This window comes from Loigolactobacillus bifermentans DSM 20003 (assembly GCF_001434575.1).
In the GTDB taxonomy this organism is placed as follows: domain Bacteria; phylum Bacillota; class Bacilli; order Lactobacillales; family Lactobacillaceae; genus Loigolactobacillus; species Loigolactobacillus bifermentans.
Window position 1 is genome coordinate 110,649 of sequence record NZ_AZDA01000003.1, and the last position, 18,116, is coordinate 128,764.

The 18,116-nt window shown below is 44.5% G+C and carries 12 protein-coding genes and 1 other annotated feature; all 12 genes read right to left on the reverse strand.

The window, feature by feature from the left end; genetic code table 11:
* Positions 1–382 precede the first annotated feature (382 nt).
* Entirely contained in the window at positions 383–2,803 is a 2,421-nt protein-coding gene (pheT, locus tag FC07_RS01255) for a phenylalanine--tRNA ligase subunit beta (RefSeq protein ID WP_057903315.1), read from the reverse strand.
* Between the two features lie 7 nt (positions 2,804–2,810).
* The gene (gene pheS / locus FC07_RS01260; protein WP_057903316.1) at positions 2,811–3,857 is read right to left on the reverse strand and encodes a phenylalanine--tRNA ligase subunit alpha; all 1,047 of its coding nucleotides are present in this window, start codon (positions 3,855–3,857) and stop codon (positions 2,811–2,813) included.
* Between the two features lie 55 nt (positions 3,858–3,912).
* Positions 3,913–4,130 (reverse strand) — a binding site (T-box leader).
* A 25-nt stretch (positions 4,131–4,155) separates the two neighbouring features.
* Positions 4,156–4,527: a winged helix-turn-helix transcriptional regulator gene (locus FC07_RS01265; protein ID WP_057903317.1), complete on the reverse strand. Its 372-nt coding sequence runs from the start codon at positions 4,525–4,527 to the stop codon at positions 4,156–4,158.
* A 457-nt stretch (positions 4,528–4,984) separates the two neighbouring features.
* A complete protein-coding gene (locus FC07_RS01270) occupies positions 4,985–5,902 on the reverse strand; it encodes an N-acetylmuramoyl-L-alanine amidase (RefSeq protein WP_057903318.1) in 918 nt (305 codons plus the stop codon).
* Entirely contained in the window at positions 5,880–6,389 is a 510-nt protein-coding gene (locus FC07_RS01275; protein ID WP_057903319.1) for a phage holin family protein, read from the reverse strand. Before FC07_RS01275 ends, FC07_RS01270 begins: the two co-directional genes overlap by 23 nt.
* Positions 6,390–6,469: 80 nt before the next feature.
* A complete protein-coding gene (locus FC07_RS01280; protein WP_191981077.1) occupies positions 6,470–6,775 on the reverse strand; it encodes a hypothetical protein in 306 nt (101 codons plus the stop codon).
* Between the two features lie 2 nt (positions 6,776–6,777).
* The gene (locus FC07_RS01285; RefSeq protein ID WP_057903320.1) at positions 6,778–7,218 is read right to left on the reverse strand and encodes a DUF1617 family protein; all 441 of its coding nucleotides are present in this window, start codon (positions 7,216–7,218) and stop codon (positions 6,778–6,780) included.
* A gap of 13 nt (positions 7,219–7,231) precedes the next feature.
* Complete coding sequence (locus tag FC07_RS01290) at positions 7,232–11,254, reverse strand: phage tail spike protein (protein ID WP_057903321.1); 4,023 nt, start codon at positions 11,252–11,254, stop codon at positions 7,232–7,234.
* The gene (locus FC07_RS01295) at positions 11,251–11,916 is read right to left on the reverse strand and encodes a hypothetical protein (protein ID WP_057903322.1); all 666 of its coding nucleotides are present in this window, start codon (positions 11,914–11,916) and stop codon (positions 11,251–11,253) included. Before FC07_RS01295 ends, FC07_RS01290 begins: the two co-directional genes overlap by 4 nt.
* 53 nt (positions 11,917–11,969) lie before the next feature.
* Entirely contained in the window at positions 11,970–16,751 is a 4,782-nt protein-coding gene (locus FC07_RS01300) for a phage tail tape measure protein (RefSeq protein WP_057903323.1), read from the reverse strand.
* Positions 16,752–16,891: 140 nt separating this feature from the next.
* Complete coding sequence (gene gpG, locus FC07_RS01305) at positions 16,892–17,311, reverse strand: phage tail assembly chaperone G (RefSeq protein ID WP_057903324.1); 420 nt, start codon at positions 17,309–17,311, stop codon at positions 16,892–16,894.
* A 119-nt stretch (positions 17,312–17,430) separates the two neighbouring features.
* Positions 17,431–18,099 (reverse strand): major tail protein, encoded by a 669-nt coding sequence (locus FC07_RS01310; protein ID WP_057903325.1) that lies wholly within the window; start codon positions 18,097–18,099, stop codon positions 17,431–17,433.
* Between the last annotated feature and the right edge of the window lie 17 nt (positions 18,100–18,116).

An 18,116-nucleotide genomic window follows, 5' to 3' on the forward strand; every position in this document is an offset into this window, starting at 1 on the left:
ACGTGTTTCGCACGTCGCTTTGGTTGCTTATCTTGACTTGGCACTTGGAACCTCCTAAATGATCTAAGGTAGATTTTGTTACCACAAAATTTCATTTCGGAGGATCACCATTCCGTCGGGCGAACACCGCCACGTCGGAAACATGGGCCTCCTAAATGATCTAAGGTTAGATTTTGTTTAAACAAAATTGTATGTCACCGTTACTGCCATTCAGCTGGTGAACTGATCTTAACTTAGATTTTAATCGCCAAGACCCGTTTGTCTGCTGTTCACCACATGACAAACCGGCCTTGACAATATCAGTGGTAATTATACCAAAAATAACCTGCAATGCAGGTTATTTCCGTGTAATTAATAAAATTGTAAAACCTTATCCCAGTTTTTAACGGATTTCAGCATTAAATTCTGAAACAACCAATTTTTTGATTTTTTCAAAAGCTTGATTGACTTGGTCATCGGTTAAGGTATCATTGGCATTTTGATACGTTAAGGTGTAAGCCAGCGATTTTTTGCCAGGTGCAACGTGGTGCCCTTCATACAAATCAAATAAGGTAACATCTTGTAGGAATGCCCCACCTTTAGCATAAATCGCCGCCACGATTGCCTGATGTTGGACGTGACGATCGACCAATAACGCAATGTCGCGTGTGACAGCTGGGTATTTCGCAACTGGCTGATAAACCACCGGTGTTGCCGCTAACGCCTGTAACTGAGTCATATCTAACTCAAATACAAACGTCGCCGCTAAATGGTTTTGCTGCGCCACTTGTGGGTGGATCTGGCCCATAAAGCCGACTAAGGTCTCACCGACGTAAATATCAGCTGTTTGCCCAGGGTGCATGTTACGCCGTGTTTCCGTCGCCACATACTGAATCCCATCATTTAAATGTAAATTGTGCAACAATTGTTCGACAATGCCTTTTAAGCCATAGAAATCAACTGCTTGTTCTTTTTGTTGCCAAGAAGCTGCCTGCCAAATACCTGTCACAGCCCCTGCTAAATGCTCAACTTCTGCAGGTCGGGTCTGATCAGCATCATCTTTAACGAAAACACGACCTTGTTCATATAAGGCAACATTTGTTTGCTTCCGCGCCACATTATAGGCCAAATCATCCAACAAACCACTGATCAAACTCATCCGCAACGTTTGATGATCTTGTGTCATGGGCCAATCAACACTGGTTGGTTGCCAAGCAGCGTTTAAATTAAAGGCCTGGGCCTTCTCTGGTGTGGTTAAAGCATAGCTAATGGCTTGGCTTAAACCACTTCCTTCTAGTTGTTGATCAATCTGGCGCATTAACCGTTGGTTGGCCGTTAAAATACCAGGCGTTGACGCGCTAGCAGTTAACGTCGCTGGAATGCGATCATAGCCGTATAACCGCACCACTTCTTCAATTAAATCAGCGGCAATCGCAATATCCCAACGATGTGTTGGCACACTGACGTTAAACGTCCCCTGATCTTCCGTCACGTCAAAATGAAGTTGTTGGAAAATTTTAGTGATTTCAGGAATCGTAATCGTTGTGCCAAGTTTATGGTTGATCTGGGCCTGGGTCACCGTTACGTTAACGGGTGTTGCCGCTAAGTGTGTGGGTGATACCACACCGCTGACAACTTTCCCATCACCTAACTCAGCCATTAACGCGGCAGCTGCATCCAATACCTGCAACACAATGCCTTTGTTCGTCCCTTTTTCAAAACGAGAAGACGCTTCGCTACGTAAGTTGTAACGTTGCGCTGTTTTTCGAATCAACGTTGGGTTGAAAATAGCAGATTCTAAGACGACTGTTTTGGTTTTCGGTGTGATTTCACTGTCCAAACCACCCATGACACCGGCTAAACCAGTTGGCACATCGCCGTTGGTAATGACAATGTCATCTGGGGTTAAAGTCCGTTCTTCGCCATCTAATGTGGTGAAAGGTTCATTCGCCGTTGCCCGACGAACAGCAATTTGCTTGCTTGCCATTTGATCGTAATCAAACGCGTGCATCGGTTGCCCAAAAGTGAGCATCATGTAATTCGTCACATCGACAATGTTATCGATTGGGCGAATACCCGCATTCCACAGCCGCTTTTGGAGCCATAGTGGACTTGGTTGAATTTTAATGTCCTTGATCACCCGCAAATTATAGCTTGGAGCATCCGTTGCATTGACCACACTAGCCGTTAAATAATCAGCAATTTGACTATCAGGATCTTCTGTTAGCGTTGTTTCTGGAAAATGAACGTCTTTGCCATAAATCGCTGCCACTTCATAAGCCACACCGTGCATGCTCATAGCATCAGCGCGGTTTGGGGTGATTGCAAGATCCAATACCGCATCATCCATACCTAAGTATGGGAAAACGGGTTCGCCGACTTTAGCGTCCGCTGGCAACACATAGATTCCCGTGTCATAACTTTGTGGCGCGATATCATTACTAAAGCCAATTTCTTGTAACGCACAGATCATGCCGTTTGAAACTTCGCCACGTAATTTGCCTTTTTTGATTTTTTCATTGCCGGCAATTCGAGCCCCTGGCAAGGCTACGATCACTTTTTGACCAGCTGCCACGTTAGGTGCGCCACAAACGATTTGTGTTAAATCAGCCGCCCCAATATTAACCTGACAAATCGTCATATGATCAGAGTTAGGATGCGGTTTGGCCGTTTCAATATAGCCAACAACAAGTTTCTTCAACCCATCTGCAAGGCGACTGACACCTTCCACTTCGATACCTGTTAAGGTGATTTTATTTGCTAATTCGGTTGGTGTCGCCGTAATATCAACATATTCTTTTAACCAATTGTATGAAACTTTCATTGATGTCTTATCCTCTCTTTGTGAATTGATCTAAGAAGCGAACGTCGTTTAAGTAGAAATTCCGAATGTCGTCAATGCCATACTTCAGCATGGCGAACCGATCGATTCCTAAACCAAAGGCAAAGCCGCCATAAACCTCTGGGTCAACGCCAGCTGCTTTCAGCACATTCGGATGGGTCATCCCAGCGCCAAGCACTTCGATCCAACCAGTATGTTTACAAACGGCGCAGCCTTTGCCATTACACTTGAAACAGGAAATATCCACTTCGACAGAAGGCTCTGTAAATGGAAAATAACTTGGCCGGAAGCGAATCTGTCGATCTTCGCCGAAGATTTGGCGAATGGCAAATTCCAACGTGCCTTTTAAATCAGCCATCGTAACATGTTCCCCAATGTATTGTCCTTCCATTTGGAAGAATTGATGTGAATGGGTGGCATCATCCGTATCCCGACGATAAACGCGGCCAGGACTGACCATTTTTAAAGGCCCTTTGCTAAAATCGTGTTTTTCCAGTTCCCGCGCCTCATCTGGTGACATGTGGGTGCGCATTAAAATATCTTTGGTAATGTAGAAGGTGTCTTGCATATCCCGCGCTGGATGATCTTTTGGCATATTCAACATTTCGAAGTTGTATTTTTCCTCTTCCACTTCATAGCCATAAACCACTTTAAAGCCCATGCCTAAGAAAGTATCTTCCAACTGTTCGATGATCTGCATGATCACGTGATGAGTGCCTAATTTCGGTTGTTGTCCAGGTAACGTCACGTCGATTTTTTCATGCGCCAATTGTTGGGTTAATTTTTCCTGTTCTAAGGCTGCTTTTTGCCCCTCAATTGCCTCTGTTAAGGCATCACGCACTTTGTTGGCGAAACTCCCAACCACTGGTCGTTCTTCTTTAGCCAGGTCACGCATCCCGCGCAAGACCTCTGTGATCGGGCCTTTTTTACCGAGTAAATGCACCCGAATGTCATTTAATTGTTTTAAATCTCGGCTGGCTTGAATATCTTTCAAACCCTTTTTTTGTAAATCAGTTAGTTTATCTTGTAAACTCATAAGCGTACTCCTTTATTAAAATCTGCTTGAGGCCACAAAAAAAGCCCCATCCCTACAAAGGGACGAGGCATCGCGGTACCACCCTAATTTAGCACTTCAAAAAAGCGCTACAACTTCAACCTGATAACGGTAGATACCGGTACTTTTTTTGTGATCCGCCCAAAGCCAACTCCGGGAGTGAATTCAGATTGCATTTAACGAATGAACTTACAGCCACGGTCCATCTTTCTGAACAAAAATGCGTCTCCTACTATTTCCCATCAACGTCTTTTATCTGATATTATTCTAGCACAATTCGCTAGTGCGTCAACTCTTCCACGCAGGTCGAAACGTCTAACCATTGATCAGCCCATCCGTGTACAGCCGTCATCACTTGATCTAAATCTTGACCCTGTTGCGTCAAACCGTACTTGATCAATGAAGAATTTGGATACGTCTTACGTGTGACAATATTTTCTTGTTCCAATTCTTTTAAACGTTCAACTAAGACGCGATCGCTACACTTAGGAATCTTTTGTGCAAGATCCTTAAACCGTTGATCGCCATCCTCCAACAACACATCTACAATCAAGCCATTCCATTTTTTCCCTAAGATCATAAAAGTCTTTTGGAATTTTGGACATAGGCTAAATTGCCGTTGCTGACAATCACTTACTGTTTTCGTCGCCATTGCAATCACCTCCCAATTATATTAACATACTAAAAGTAAGTAAAACAAGTATTTTAATTCTGAGTATTTACGTACAAATCCCAATATTACAAGGTTTTCAAAAAATGTCAATCTTGAAAAAATGGACTAAAAAGGTATAAAAAGTAACCTTAGGTGTAAACGAGGTGTAAACTCTGCACCTCGATAAATTCAGGCGGGACGTGAGATTAATGAGCATTATAATAGTAGAAAGTGTAAACCCCACTGCATTAAGCGGCGGGGTTATTTGTTGCTCAAAATAAAAAAGACGCCTACCTCGCAATGAGATAGACGCCGTGGAAACTTGAACAAAGGGGATTTGTTCACTTCCTCAATTTTAATATTTGTGTTGAATGTTGAGCTAAGAGTTTTTAGTGTTGAGCTACTCAACACTTTCTTGCTAGATCATGAGCACCACCGCCTTTCCTGCGTCGATGAGCTATTTAAAAGTGCCCCAAACGTTGTTTGCACTGCCCGTAGGATGCACCGGCAAGTAAATGCTGTCGCCACTATATGACGTGTAGTGTACCCAGCAATAGCCATCTGCGTTGATGTACCCGTCATAATGCACAGTGCAATTAGCCGGTAACTGACCAGCTTTTTGACCAGACAGGCTAGGCGAATAGTGGGCCTGAATCTGTTGGTCGCCATTAGTAAACGACCCAGTTTCCGCCGTTAGTCCTGCACTAGTCGTTGGCTTTACAGCTGATGTAATCACGCCTTTAGGTGCTGTGGACGTTGTGCCACCAAGGCTAGATACACCAGTCACTACGTCGTGGCCAAGCATAGCGGTAGATACACCCCACTTAGCAAGATAGGCCGTTGGGTCTTGATGATCGCCCCAAATGTTGTCCGAGACAAATTGGTGCGTGATGATACCACCGTTGATGTCGTTAAACCGCAATGGCACACCAAATTTGACGGCCATGTCGTGGGCCAGTTTGACGTACGCTGCGTAGTCCTGCTTAAATTGCGCATACGTTTGTGCATGCCCTAACTCAATCTGTACTGGTGCGTTGGCGTTAGCGTATGCCCCAGCACCCCAAGCCTGGTAACCCGGTTCGCCGATTTGGTAGACCTTGCCGCCGTCACCAACGGTGAACTGCGTGTACGTTTGAGACACTGACCAGTTATTATCAAAGTAATTCGCGTTAGCAGCTGCCCCTGACTCAGTCCCAACATCATGCAAGATGATGTATAAATTGTTGGCCTTTAATGTGGACCCTTGGCCTGCGCCGAATGCGTAGGTGTAATCAATCGTGTAAGCATGCGCTGGCACTGATAGCACCACAGGCGCAGCCAAAAAGGCCGCTGCTAACGCAACCGCCCCTGTTTTAATGCTTTTTGTTTTTGTCATCGTTACTATAATCGCCTCCAAAATACTTGTGTGCTTTGGCTACCAGCTCATCATTTAGCCACCGTAATAATCCCACCGGAAAATACTTGTCCCAGCCTAGCAGTGCCAGGTTAGCCAACAGGCTGTATAAATTGTGATGGACAAAAGCCATCGTGATCACGAAAAATAAAAATGACCCTGTGTGCATGGCGTCATCCAGCAAGCTGGCAGCCACACACATACCGAGAATCATCACATCGCGAATTAGGCTGTCGTTCCAGTGCGTGCTTTGCTTGTGGCCAGCCTTATGAGCCAAACGTGACCCAGCTACCCAGTCCATCAAAATGATAAATGCCAGCACCAGAATCAGTTCATTGTGGTGAATCTCCCACTCTTCGTGTTGGACCCAACCTGGAATCATCATCGGAATGCTAGCTACTGTGCCCACAAGCCATGAGTGATCCACCTTCATTTTCGACAGCGTTCCAAATAAATCTGACAGCTCCACCCCAACCAATCCCTCCTTCCAATTGTTGTGGTAGGTGTGTAATTTAATCACCTCCTTTACGCCACAAAAATAGCACTCAGTTAAGCCTGGGTGCTTTCTGGTGTAACGCCGTTTGTCCCATCATCCGTTGGTTCGGTCGTATCAGTTGTTGACGCGGCGGCTTCACTATCCATTTGGTCTTGGAGATCATACATAACATTGTTGAAGTCGGCAATGTCCTGGCGTACCTGCTTTTTGTTTGCATCATAGGTTTCTTGGTCCATTGCTGACCAATTAAAATTGCTCTTGCGGCTTGTGCTGTCGATATTACCCGCCATACTAGCCGCGATTTTATTGCCGAATACTGACTGACCTGATACTGATACTGATTTGCTTGTTTTTAACATAATTATTTACCTTCCTTTTCTGTAAAGCCTGCGTCTTCGAAAACATCTAGCATGAGACCAAACAAAAAGCCATCTGATCCAGATAGCTGCTCATTGTACCCGCATAAATATTGGTAAAACTCGGTTAATACATCCATAAAATCATCTACTGTGATAACTGCATCGGATTCTTGACGTTCTTTTTCTTCATCCAAACACGTTTGCTTGTCTTCATCACTCTTAAAGATGACGTTATTTTTTTCATCGGCCTTCAGGTTACCACCGTCTAACTCGGCGTACTTTTTCATGAGGTCTAAGCGTTCATCTTCACATTCCTTATACTTTGCCGTTACTAATTTGGACAGCCGATAGCGCCCTCGATTTGGTTTTGGACCTGTGATTTTAAGATTGTCTACAAAATTGATAATGGATAATAAACGACCTGTTTTAAATTTTAATTGCATGCTTTTATCTCCTTTAGAATGTGAAGTCTGTGTAGTTTGAGACGGTGCCGTCGGATCTGATTGCTGTTGGTATTGCTAGGTGTCCAACTTTAGTCAGCGTGTTTACTGATTTAATGAAGTCAGTTAGGTTATATACAGTGGTGCCACTAATCACGTATATAGCTGACGTCCCATAAGCGATCCCCGCTGTACCTTTAACTGATCCTAAATACGGATAGTTTATATTGTTAAAATTTTGTGTTCCAAACTGCAATTGCTGATACGCGCTCGTGATACTGATACCCTTCTCAAAATTAACATCATTTGAAAAATGGAATCCTTGGGTGCCCCCGATTGCATTGGCGGCAGTTGTATCAAGCCAAGAAAATTTTTGAGTATATGTTCCATTTGGATCATCACGATAGGCCCAGCTCATGAAATGAGCATCATGAGATAAATCAAACGTCAGGCCAAATAAATTATCATGCCCAACAATCGTGTTGCTGTGGATCCAGCCTGTTTCTTTGTTGTTGGTTGGGTCCCAGACGTGGATACCAGTTTGATTAAGCTGAAATACATCGTGCGCACCGTTATTAATGGTTAGTGATGTGGGTGTGATTTTCATGGTTGAGCTAAAGTTTTGTAAACCTACTTGAATGGCATTAGCGGCTAGTTTATCGGCGGTGATGGACTGCGATACGATGCTGGCGCCGTTGATGTTAATCACGTTAATTGTGTTACCGTTAATGGTTTGACCCTTAAAAGTATCTACTGATAAATCTTTGATGACGGCCGTTGGAATAAAGGCTTTGCCAGAAAATACGACTGTTGAAGTGTCTAGGTAGAGTTTGTTCGACTGGATAAGTGCTTGTCCGGCATCGATGTTAAATTGTGATACCACATCACCCGTTTTAACGCGTAAGTTAATGTCGGATTGGAGCTGAGTAATTTGCGATGACACGTCCGCAACTGTCGCTTGATCTTCCGGTGCTGGTGACCAGTCAGTGGCTTTATTGCCCTGCTCAAGTTTATAATCTGAGACGGTTGTAACAATCTTTAAATCAGATGGTGTGTAATCAACCCCCACTCCTCCAGAATAAATATAAACATCATAAGATATTTCGTCATCTGGCGTTATAAATGTCACGGACTGCCGTTTACCTGTATTTGCATCGAAGTTAGTTTTCATAGCTTCATGATTTCCATTTAACTGGAAAATTCGAATGCCCCATCGTTCTGCTGATTTATCAGCCGTCTCTGCTGTGACCAAAGCTGAGAAAGTATAGGTCTCATTGTTTTTTAAACCCCTATATACCACTGTATTAACCCAAGCTGGGTAGTCGGGACTTTGATCTGGACGTATAAGGACTTGAGGTGTAGAGCTGTTTGGTATTAGATTGGTGCCGCCGATCTGCATATTATTTAAGTCATTTTTAACTCCGGTAATTGTACTAGTAAACTGATCACTCAAAAGTGTTAGTTGTCCCTGAGTCACAGCGTTATTCGCCGTCGCTTGGACACCTGACAAGGTTTGTTGTAAGGTCGTAAATTTGGTTGTTAAGCCGTCTTTCACGTCACTAATTTGAGCGGTAATTTGGTTATCCTTAATATCAAGTTGTGCCTTTGTCCAATCAATGGTGGCTTGATCTTCCGGCGCGAGTGACCAGTCCGTAGCTTTGCTACCTTTTTCCACCTTGATTCCGGCAATCTGCATAGTATTGGTATTTCCATTAGTGCGTTCAAGTCGAGGGCGTAAATAACCGTCGCTAGTGGCAACTGTTGTCCCTGACACTCTCTGCCATGAATCTGTTAAAGCTACGTTGGTAACTCCTGAATCTACTTCAGCAGTGCTATAACTGCCTTCAGTTAGACCATTGAGCGTCCAGTAGATGCCACTTGTTCCAGTGCCACTTATATATTTTGCATATACACTATACGTTAAAATATCACCTTTTTTAACCTGGACATATTGGCTTAGCCCATCCCAATCGTAGGTTGTTTGTACCACATCTAATTTTTTATAGGTATTCGCAGTTTTTGTCCACGAACTGGATTTGCACCATGATGCTAGATTACCAAAACTCTTGGTATCCGTGTACAGATTAGTTCCTACAGCACTGTTATTAACTTGAGTTTGCACCGTCTCAACCGACGCGGAAATCTCATTTTTAGCAGCAGATATCTGCCCCTGCGACCAGGATTGAGTAGCGTAATTACCCAGCATTCCCGTCACATCACTAGCGGTAACCGTGGCGGCAATCTTATCCGCCTGGATGTCAAGTTGCCCGCTGAGCTTAGTTACACGACCGTCTAAGGACGATACTGTTGAGCTGTCGGCTTTAAGCTTAAGCCCATCTGAGGCAAATTGCGCCAAGTTTTGGACCGTCGTGACAGTACCAGCCAGCTTGTCGACTGACTGTGTCGTCGCCAGTGTCTGGATCGTACCGGTAATGTCATCAACTTTAGTGACCAAGCCTGTGACAGTGGTGTGGTTTTGCTCAGCCGCATCCATTGCCTTAGTCGCGTTTGAAATGGCGTTCTGAGCGTCATTAAATGACTTAGTCGCCTCAGCTAAAGCGCCGGCGGCATCGCTCTTTGCACTAGCCGCAGCTGACTTAGCCTGGTCCGCAGCATCATTGGCAAAGCCCGCGTTGGCTACGGCTAGGTTTGAGGCGGATAGTGATGCCTCGATGTCGGATTTTAGTTTTGGGAGGTCGGCGGTGGCGGCTTTGATTTGCTTACCAATTAGGCCAGCATCTTTGGTCGACGCTGTGCGCACCCAAGTGGTACCATCCCAGATGTACATGGTGATGTCATTGCCATCTTTTTGGTACCAGCGATCACCAATTTTATTAGCGACCGGTGGTTCCGTGGTGCCGTCGGTATAAAAGTTACCGTCAATACCATTGGCGCCTTGCAAAAAAGTCAGTGTTGTTTTTTGGGCAACGTTACTAGCGCTAGTTGTGGCGATCGTTTTAATCGAGTCACTTAATGTTGCTGGTAAATCACCTAGTTCAATTGAATCGTAGCTGTCATTTAGTACGTTCCAAATGACCCGGCTAACCTTAGCGGTAGTGTTGATATTTTGCTTTGAAAACCAGAATGGCACCTCGTCGCACAAATCGACCTGTTCCAGTGGTGCTACATCAGCATAATTAGCCGATTTTGATAGATCCACAAAACTAATTTTGGTGGTAACGGTCGGCACTCCAACATTGTTCGCTTTGATGTAATCCTGTGCTGCGGCGCGTAAGCCATCGACAGTCACAGGATTTTTTTCGTCAAACTTGCTGCTTAAATCAATGACTGCCACACGGCGTTGTGGGTACTTATCAACGTAAGCACCGTCAACAAAATATTCTGGCAGCGTGATAATCTTGGCCGCCGTGGAATCCGTACTGGATTGTGTTGCATACGGGTAAATGGATGTATAAGTGCTGTCAATTGCTGTTTCCTGATTAAAATCAGTGATATTACGCCCATAGGCCAGCAACGTATTGACGACACTACCACGGTGATTGAGCAACGACACGTGCTCGTTATCGAACCGATACTCACCGCCAAATACATCCAGCAACGATCCGTCAACGCCGCCTAGCGCTAATCTGGCACTGGTTACCTTATCAATCGTCCAATTAATACTATTTGTCGAACCGATGTCTGAATCAGCAGTGAAATTATTATCAACGACAATGGCATTACGCCACTGCTTGATCAGCTCGTTTGCATCCCCCGTACCAGAAACACTAGGTAGTAATGGATAGCGGCTTAACCGGTAGCTTACGTGCTCAGCGTGGACGGTAATCATGGTAAGGTTCGACTTCACATCTGTAATATCAAATTGCTGATGTGTCAGCTTGTGACCAGCATCCGCAACAATAATTCGCTTTTCCTTTAAAGCTGTTGCCCGCACACCGTCAATTGGGTACGTCATATCTAGCACAAACTCACCGTTACGTTCTTCCGTAACCGTTGTCGTGGTGGCATCTGATAATGGCCCTAAACCCATGTTCCAAAAATCAGTTGTACCTTCTTCATATAAAATTGGTGTACTCATAGTTTCACCGCAAATCTTGGGATAATTTTAGCGGTAAAACCGCTGTCCCATGTAATCGTATTGTTACCCTTTTTTAACTCCGGAAAGCTGCCAGCTTGAAACTTGCTAAACTCACTGGTGGTTTGATCCGCAGCAATAATTGACTGTGAATCCGAATCAATGATGATGCCTTGGTCCATGCCTTTAATGCCATACTTGGTACCGTTGACTACCAGTGTCATATCACCTGAACCAGTAATGGTAATACGTGGTTTAGCTACAACGCTGCCAGGGTTATTTAAAGCTGCTCCTGAAGTGATTTGTTGCTCAACTAGCGACTCTTTTAAATACCGCCGTGGCTCAAAATTAAACACAGCTGTCCCATAAACACCATCGCTTTTAACGGTAGCTGGAATAGCCGTTAAAATAGCCCCGTGCCGAACATAATCCGGCTCAGAGCTTAACGTAAAATCATGCACCTTAACATCCGTTCGCAACCACTCCATGACTTGACGCATCATTTCTGTACCTTTCGGGTGTGGCAACTTACAAAACAGATTAAAGGTTTGTGTCACGGCCTTGTCTCGCTTGTTATCCAGCACGACACTCCCTACTCGACCTGGCACATCTACTAAGGTGACATCGGGTTCGCTGGATGCCAACTCTAAATCTAACGCGATCAATGTCTGGAAATCATCCCATAAATTCTTGCCGTTAAATGTAAAACTCAGTGGTGTCAGCTCAATCTCCCCCTTTCGATTTGTCCGTTAACTGTATTGACTTGCTGCAACAACTGGCGCACAGCCTGGCCTGTGTTTGAATCAGTATTCTGTGCTGATAATAGTTCGACCATTTTGCCTAAAATGACGTTTTGTTGCTGGAAAATACTGATTTGTGCTTGCTGATTTGCAATAATGCCAGATGGGTCAAATGCCTGAGTAGTACTGTCATTACGGCTAATTGGACTTACTTGCACTGGCTGCGGCATCAAGTTGTTGATATGGTTGGCAGCGCCGGTAAAATCACCTGTACCAGAAGCGAAACGCGGAATGTTGTAATGGGCAGCTGTGGTCATGGCCGTTTGAATCTTTGTATGCTTCGGTAAGGCCATGGTAACGTTACGACCTGATGGGATAAATGTTTCACCTGTTGGCAACGTAATTGCTTCACGGTACATGCTACCTGGTGCATCGTTGACTGTTGCTAGGCCACCATCAAAATCGGGATCACCAGTGGCCTTCTTACCGTTGACAGTTTGATAAATAGTTTTAAAGATGTGCACAACCGGGTTATGTGAGTTCCATGACAGAATTGCACTTACCCCTGCAGCCGCTGCTGCAGCGGCCTGGTTAGAGGCCTTAAGGCTCTTACTGTGTGCTCCATAGCCGTTCCATCGTCCGATTGCACTAATCGAAGTACTACTGGCGCTTGTAACGCTACTCGAATTACCTCTAAGTTGCTTCGTATTGACAGTTTTGTTATTGTGCGCATTCTGTGCAGATAACGACTGGCTTGAAGCGTTTTTCATTCCTGAGGCATTACCATTTAAATTCTTGGTCTTGTCAGACTTATTATTGTGCGCATTTTGAGCAGCCACTGATTGGTTCGATGCATTTTTGATGTTGGACGCATTACCATTGAGGTTTTTTGTTTTGTCCTGCTTGTTGTTATGTGCGTTTTGGGCTGTAATGGATGCTTTAGAAGCATTCTGAATTCCAATTGGATTTCCATTCAAATTCTTGGTCAAAGGATGCTTGGCGTTATACGCGTCAATTGCTTGTTGCCCTTTTTGTGAATTGCCTGTGGCACTTGTTACATCGACTTTAAACACTTTAGTTGCAACGGGCTTTGCGTTATAAGTGTCAAGGACTACACCAGCCGATACTAATTTTGCACGTGCATCAGCATCATTGATCAATAAGTTCTTAGTCTTTTCTGGTAACTGTCCCCAAAGGCCATACTTCACAACTAAGTCAGCTAGGTCTGCTTTGCCTTTTGCATTAACGATTGCTGATTTGGCTTGCACGCTTAGGCCATTCCATTTACCCGTTTGAACTAAAGCATCCACGATTGGCGTAGTCGCTTTGTCGTGCACAACTGCTTGCTTTTCTTTTAGCGACATATTATTCCAGTCGCCAGACTTAACCAAAGCAGCCACCAGCGCCGTATAGTCCCCGTGAACGATGGCCTGTTGGTCTTTCAGGCTAAACGAGTCCCAAGTTGCAAATTTATCCATTACGTCTGCTAATTCAGTACGGCCTTGGGTGCGAATAATGGCATCTTTTTCGTAATACGGTAATGTATTCCACTTATCAGATGCTGCTAAAGCATCCACAATGGCCTGTTTGGCATTGGTGCTGATTTTGGCGTTCTTTAAGTCGAAGTTCAGTCGATTCCAGCCGTCCTTCGTGTTGGCTGTGTCTTTAAGTACTTGGTTTAAATTAGTAACAACTTTCCCAGTTTTAGGATCTAAAACTAAGCTATTCCAGTCGTTGCCGGCTTTTTTAACCGATGCTGACATGCCATCTGTGACGGATGCGGCAAACTGCTTGTTGGAATTAACGCCTTTACTCATGGCTTTTTCATAGCTGTTCATGGCCGAATTAGCTTCATCAGCAGTTAAATCAAAGGCACTTTCAAGGTTACTTAAGATTTCTTTGCGTGAATCGCCTTGGGCCTTCATGGCTTGAATGGCCCCAGTGTAAATGGTGTCTAGCTTGGCCTGGTGATCTTGCTCCAAACCTTCTAAGGCCGCATTTTTTTCAGCAGTGCTTAACTTGGCACTATTTTTAATCTTGTTCTGTGCTTCTGTATTGGCACGATATTCCTTTTGCAAGGCATATTGCATATCCTCATATTGCTTGTCAGCAGCGGCTTTTGACATGGTTGTCTTTTCGCCAAGAATAGCTTTCAATACGTTATTTTCTTGCTTACCTGACAGGTTCAATGTTTTAACTGCTTGCGCTGCACTACTTTGGCGCAAATTTTCCAGTACTTGGATTTGATCAGATGTCAGTTGTTGACCTGTTTTGTTTGAGTTACGAGTGATTTGTTCGGCTTGTTTGGCATTTTGTTCCATTTGGCTAATGCGTTTGTCATTGGCCGCTTTTTCTTTGGCTGCTGCTTGGGTTAACGCTTCGGCAGCATTACCACCTAAGGATTTCGCTAATCGTCTGGCCGCTGATTCTGATTCAGATGCGGCTTTTTTAGCGGCGGCGGTCATGCTGGCAAAACCATCATTGATAGCTTTTACGTTGGCCTTGGTTGATGAATTTGTGTTGTCCAATGCTCCCGAAATCTCGCCTGAAGCGGACTTCATAGCACCTGCTGACTTGGCAGCGGCGGCACCAATGTCAGAACCCCATTCTTGCGTGCGTTGCCCGGACTCATAGGCTTTTTTGCCCCATAACTCCCAAATGGCCACACCGGCACCAACTGCTACTGCTGTGGCAGCTAAACCGGCCCCTAATGGTGTTAGTGCGGTACCTAAGACACCGACTTCACCGGCACTGGTAGTTAAGGCTTTGCCAAATAAGGTAACGCCGCCTTGAGCGCCACGCCAGGCCGCTGTTGTTTCAGTAGCAGATGCACCACTTACTCTAATCGCTTTGCTTAACGACATGTGCCGCAATTCTGCTTTTGATAAGGCTACGTTAGTAGTATCAACTGCAGCAGAAAAAAGCTTGCTACCTGTTGCGGATTCGCCTAAAACAGTCCCCACGCCAGCAATATTCTTAGTCGTTCCAACTGCTTCAAAACCTGTTTTACTAAATGCAGCTTTAAGAACATCCATACCTGTAGCGCCTAGCTTAGCAGCGGTTGTAGCACGGCCCATACCGGCGGCAACCGTACTAAAAATACCGGCACCACCAGACATGATTTTGAAAGCACCACCCATTAACGTGCTGGCTGGTCCAATAGCAGCGGCTAATAAGCCCCATTTGACAATATTTCTTTGGGTACCGCTATCTAATTCGCCGAATTTTTGGGCTAACTGTGAAGCTTTGTTGATGATTGGGGTAATTGTTGGCAACAGATTTTGTGCCAGGCTCATCCCTAAGTTCTCAACAGATTCCTTGAAGATCTTCAACTGATTAGCGGCCGTCTTTAAGTTCTTTTCAGACAGCTTACCGACATAATCATTCTTAGATGACTTGGCAACTTCGGCATTTAATTTTTCTAGCTGCTTTGCATTGTCAGCTAAAATAAAGCCGGCTTGTTGTCCAGTGGTTCCGAATAAACTGTTAAATAAGGCAGCTTTTTCTGTACCGTTCATATCTTTGGTATGCTTGTTGATCACACCGAAAATATCGCTCATGCTACGCAAATTACCGTTGGCATCCACCATTTCATTTTTCTTGATGCCCAGCTTATCTAGCACATTATTACCGGACCCCATGCCTTTAACTGAGTTACTCAAAGACACAATTACTTTACGTAACCCAGTACCGGCCTTATCAGCTTCAAGACCATTGTTGGATAAAATCCCCATGGCACTGGCGGTTTCAGATAAACTAAAGCCAGCTTGGTGGGCTGATGATCCAACGTAACTCATGCCAACACCTAAATCGCTAAATTTCGTTGATGTTAAATCAGCTGCATAAGCTAAATCATTTACAACTTCTTTGGTGTTACGTGTCATACCGGCCGTTGTATCAGCTTTCATACCAAATGATTCAAGGGTTTGACTGGCTACATTGACTACGTCGTTAAAGTCATCACCAGAAGCCACAGACGCTTGTAATTCAGATTTCATGGCACCAATAGCCTGCTTGCCTGTATAGCCACGTTTGATTAAGTCCTGATAGCCATTAGCAATCTTTTGGACGCTAACACCGTAATGATTACTGTAATTAACAGCGTCTTTACTCATGGTGGCCACTTCGCCAGTCGCTGAAGCGTACTCTTTGGCATTTCTAGCACCTGTTTGCAACAAGTTTTTGTTTTCGGTCATGGTCGACTGAAATGCAATGGCCTTTTTAGTAGCTGCCGCAAACGCTGTTACCAATGGTACTGTAATACCCATATTGGCCTTGCTACCAAAGTTAGATAGCGTTGTGCCAACTTTACCAGTAACAGTTGAAAACTTAGCTGCACCGGCTGATGCTTTAGTCCAACCGGATTCTTGCAGCATAATTTCTTTGCGCAAGGCTGTCATACGAGTATTAACTGCTGACATTTGTGCAGCAGTCTTGTTGTAAGCCGCCGCGGCATTGGCTTGGCGTGCTGTTAGTTTTTCAGTGTCACCATCCGCCTTTGCCGCCGCATTAGCCAATTCCTTGTACTTAGCCGCTTGAGTTGCCAATTGTGCTTCATAATTCTTCGACTGTCTACTCAGTGTGCTATACGCATTTTTCATTCCGGAGATTGTCTGAGAAGACCCTTTGAAGGCAGCGTCTTGGGCCTTTAATTCGGCAGTTGTCGCCTTGATAGTTGATGATAAGGTTCGTGCCGATGCTTTAAACGGGTCAATATCAAGCGATACTGTTGCCGCTAAATGTCCTAAAGTTCCAACCATGTTGTGCCTCCTCTCCTAGAACAAGAATGGGAATGCCTCATCAATATAGGTTTCCTTTTCTTTTTCCGTATAAATTTCACTGAAACGATCTAAATCATGAATCGTCATTGCATCAACTTCCGCTAGTTTATAGCCCTCATCTAGTCTTGCTTTGTAGAATTCGTCGAGGTTGTCGAGGGCATCTCCAACGTCTGCGGCTGTGATTTTTTTGCAGTACTGTCCTCATCTACTGATTCGGTGGCTGCTTCCGCTGGGTCATCTTTTCCAATTTCTAGCGAATCTCCAATCGCATCATTAATGGCCAACATTGCCGCATGCGTTGCACCATCAATTACCTGAACCTTAGTAAAACCACCGCGCCAAAAATCAACTGCAAATTTAGCGAGATAGCCCTCATTCAAATCGAAATCTTGATCTGATGGGCCAGCTTCTTTTGTGTACATTCGCAGCTGCTGCTGTTGCACTTTCAAGGCATTGGTTAAATCTTTCAACGTCGGTTCGCCGTTACGAATGAATTCATTTTCCTTGTTATCAATCATTAAGGTAATTTTATAAGCCATGTTATTCTCCTTTATCTTGCCGCCCGGATTATCCGCATTGTTTATTTCAATGGCGACGTAATCACTACTTTAAACTTCTAATGTGGCTTCCCCGGCCTTAGCCGTCCCGACTTCCGGGGCTACGCTTTTGGGGTTTCTGTCGTACCAGAACCAGTTGTTGAACTGCTAGCTACTTCATCAGGAATTGCAGCATCTTCAGCAGACGTTGGGAATACCCATTTACGGAATTGTGCCAAGTTAAAGCCTTCATTATCTTCACGGCCAATCAGAACGACATTCCCTGTATCAGCGTCACCACGTGGAATAAATGAACCTTCAATTGAATCTGGGTTTGGATCTGGCGTGCCATCCACTGCCTTGGCATCAATACCAGGCAATGTGAACATCCCTTTCAGCATTGCTACCCAGACGTATTTACCATTGGATAACTTAGTACGGAATAACGTTGTGACGTAATTTGGTGTTAAATTCTTAGGATAAATTTCAGTACCGCCAACGACACGAATGTTGTAGAAGTCCTTTTTCATTTGACTATTTACGTCAAAGTTTTCAATTGTTTCCGTTGCTTCGGTAATACCAGCGGATAGAATCAAGTATGGACCATCATCGGCTGCCAGCGTTTTGGTTTCAGCCTTAATGTCCATTTTCACTGAGCTTAAGCCAGGCACTTTAGTCGATGTTGGGCAAAGTTCTTCGTCATTTACAACGCCATACTCAAAGGCTGACACCCCGAACTTAGCAATTTTCTTTTGTGTTGTTGGCGTGCTTGTTGGTGTTTCTCCTGCCATAATTATTTCCTCCTAAA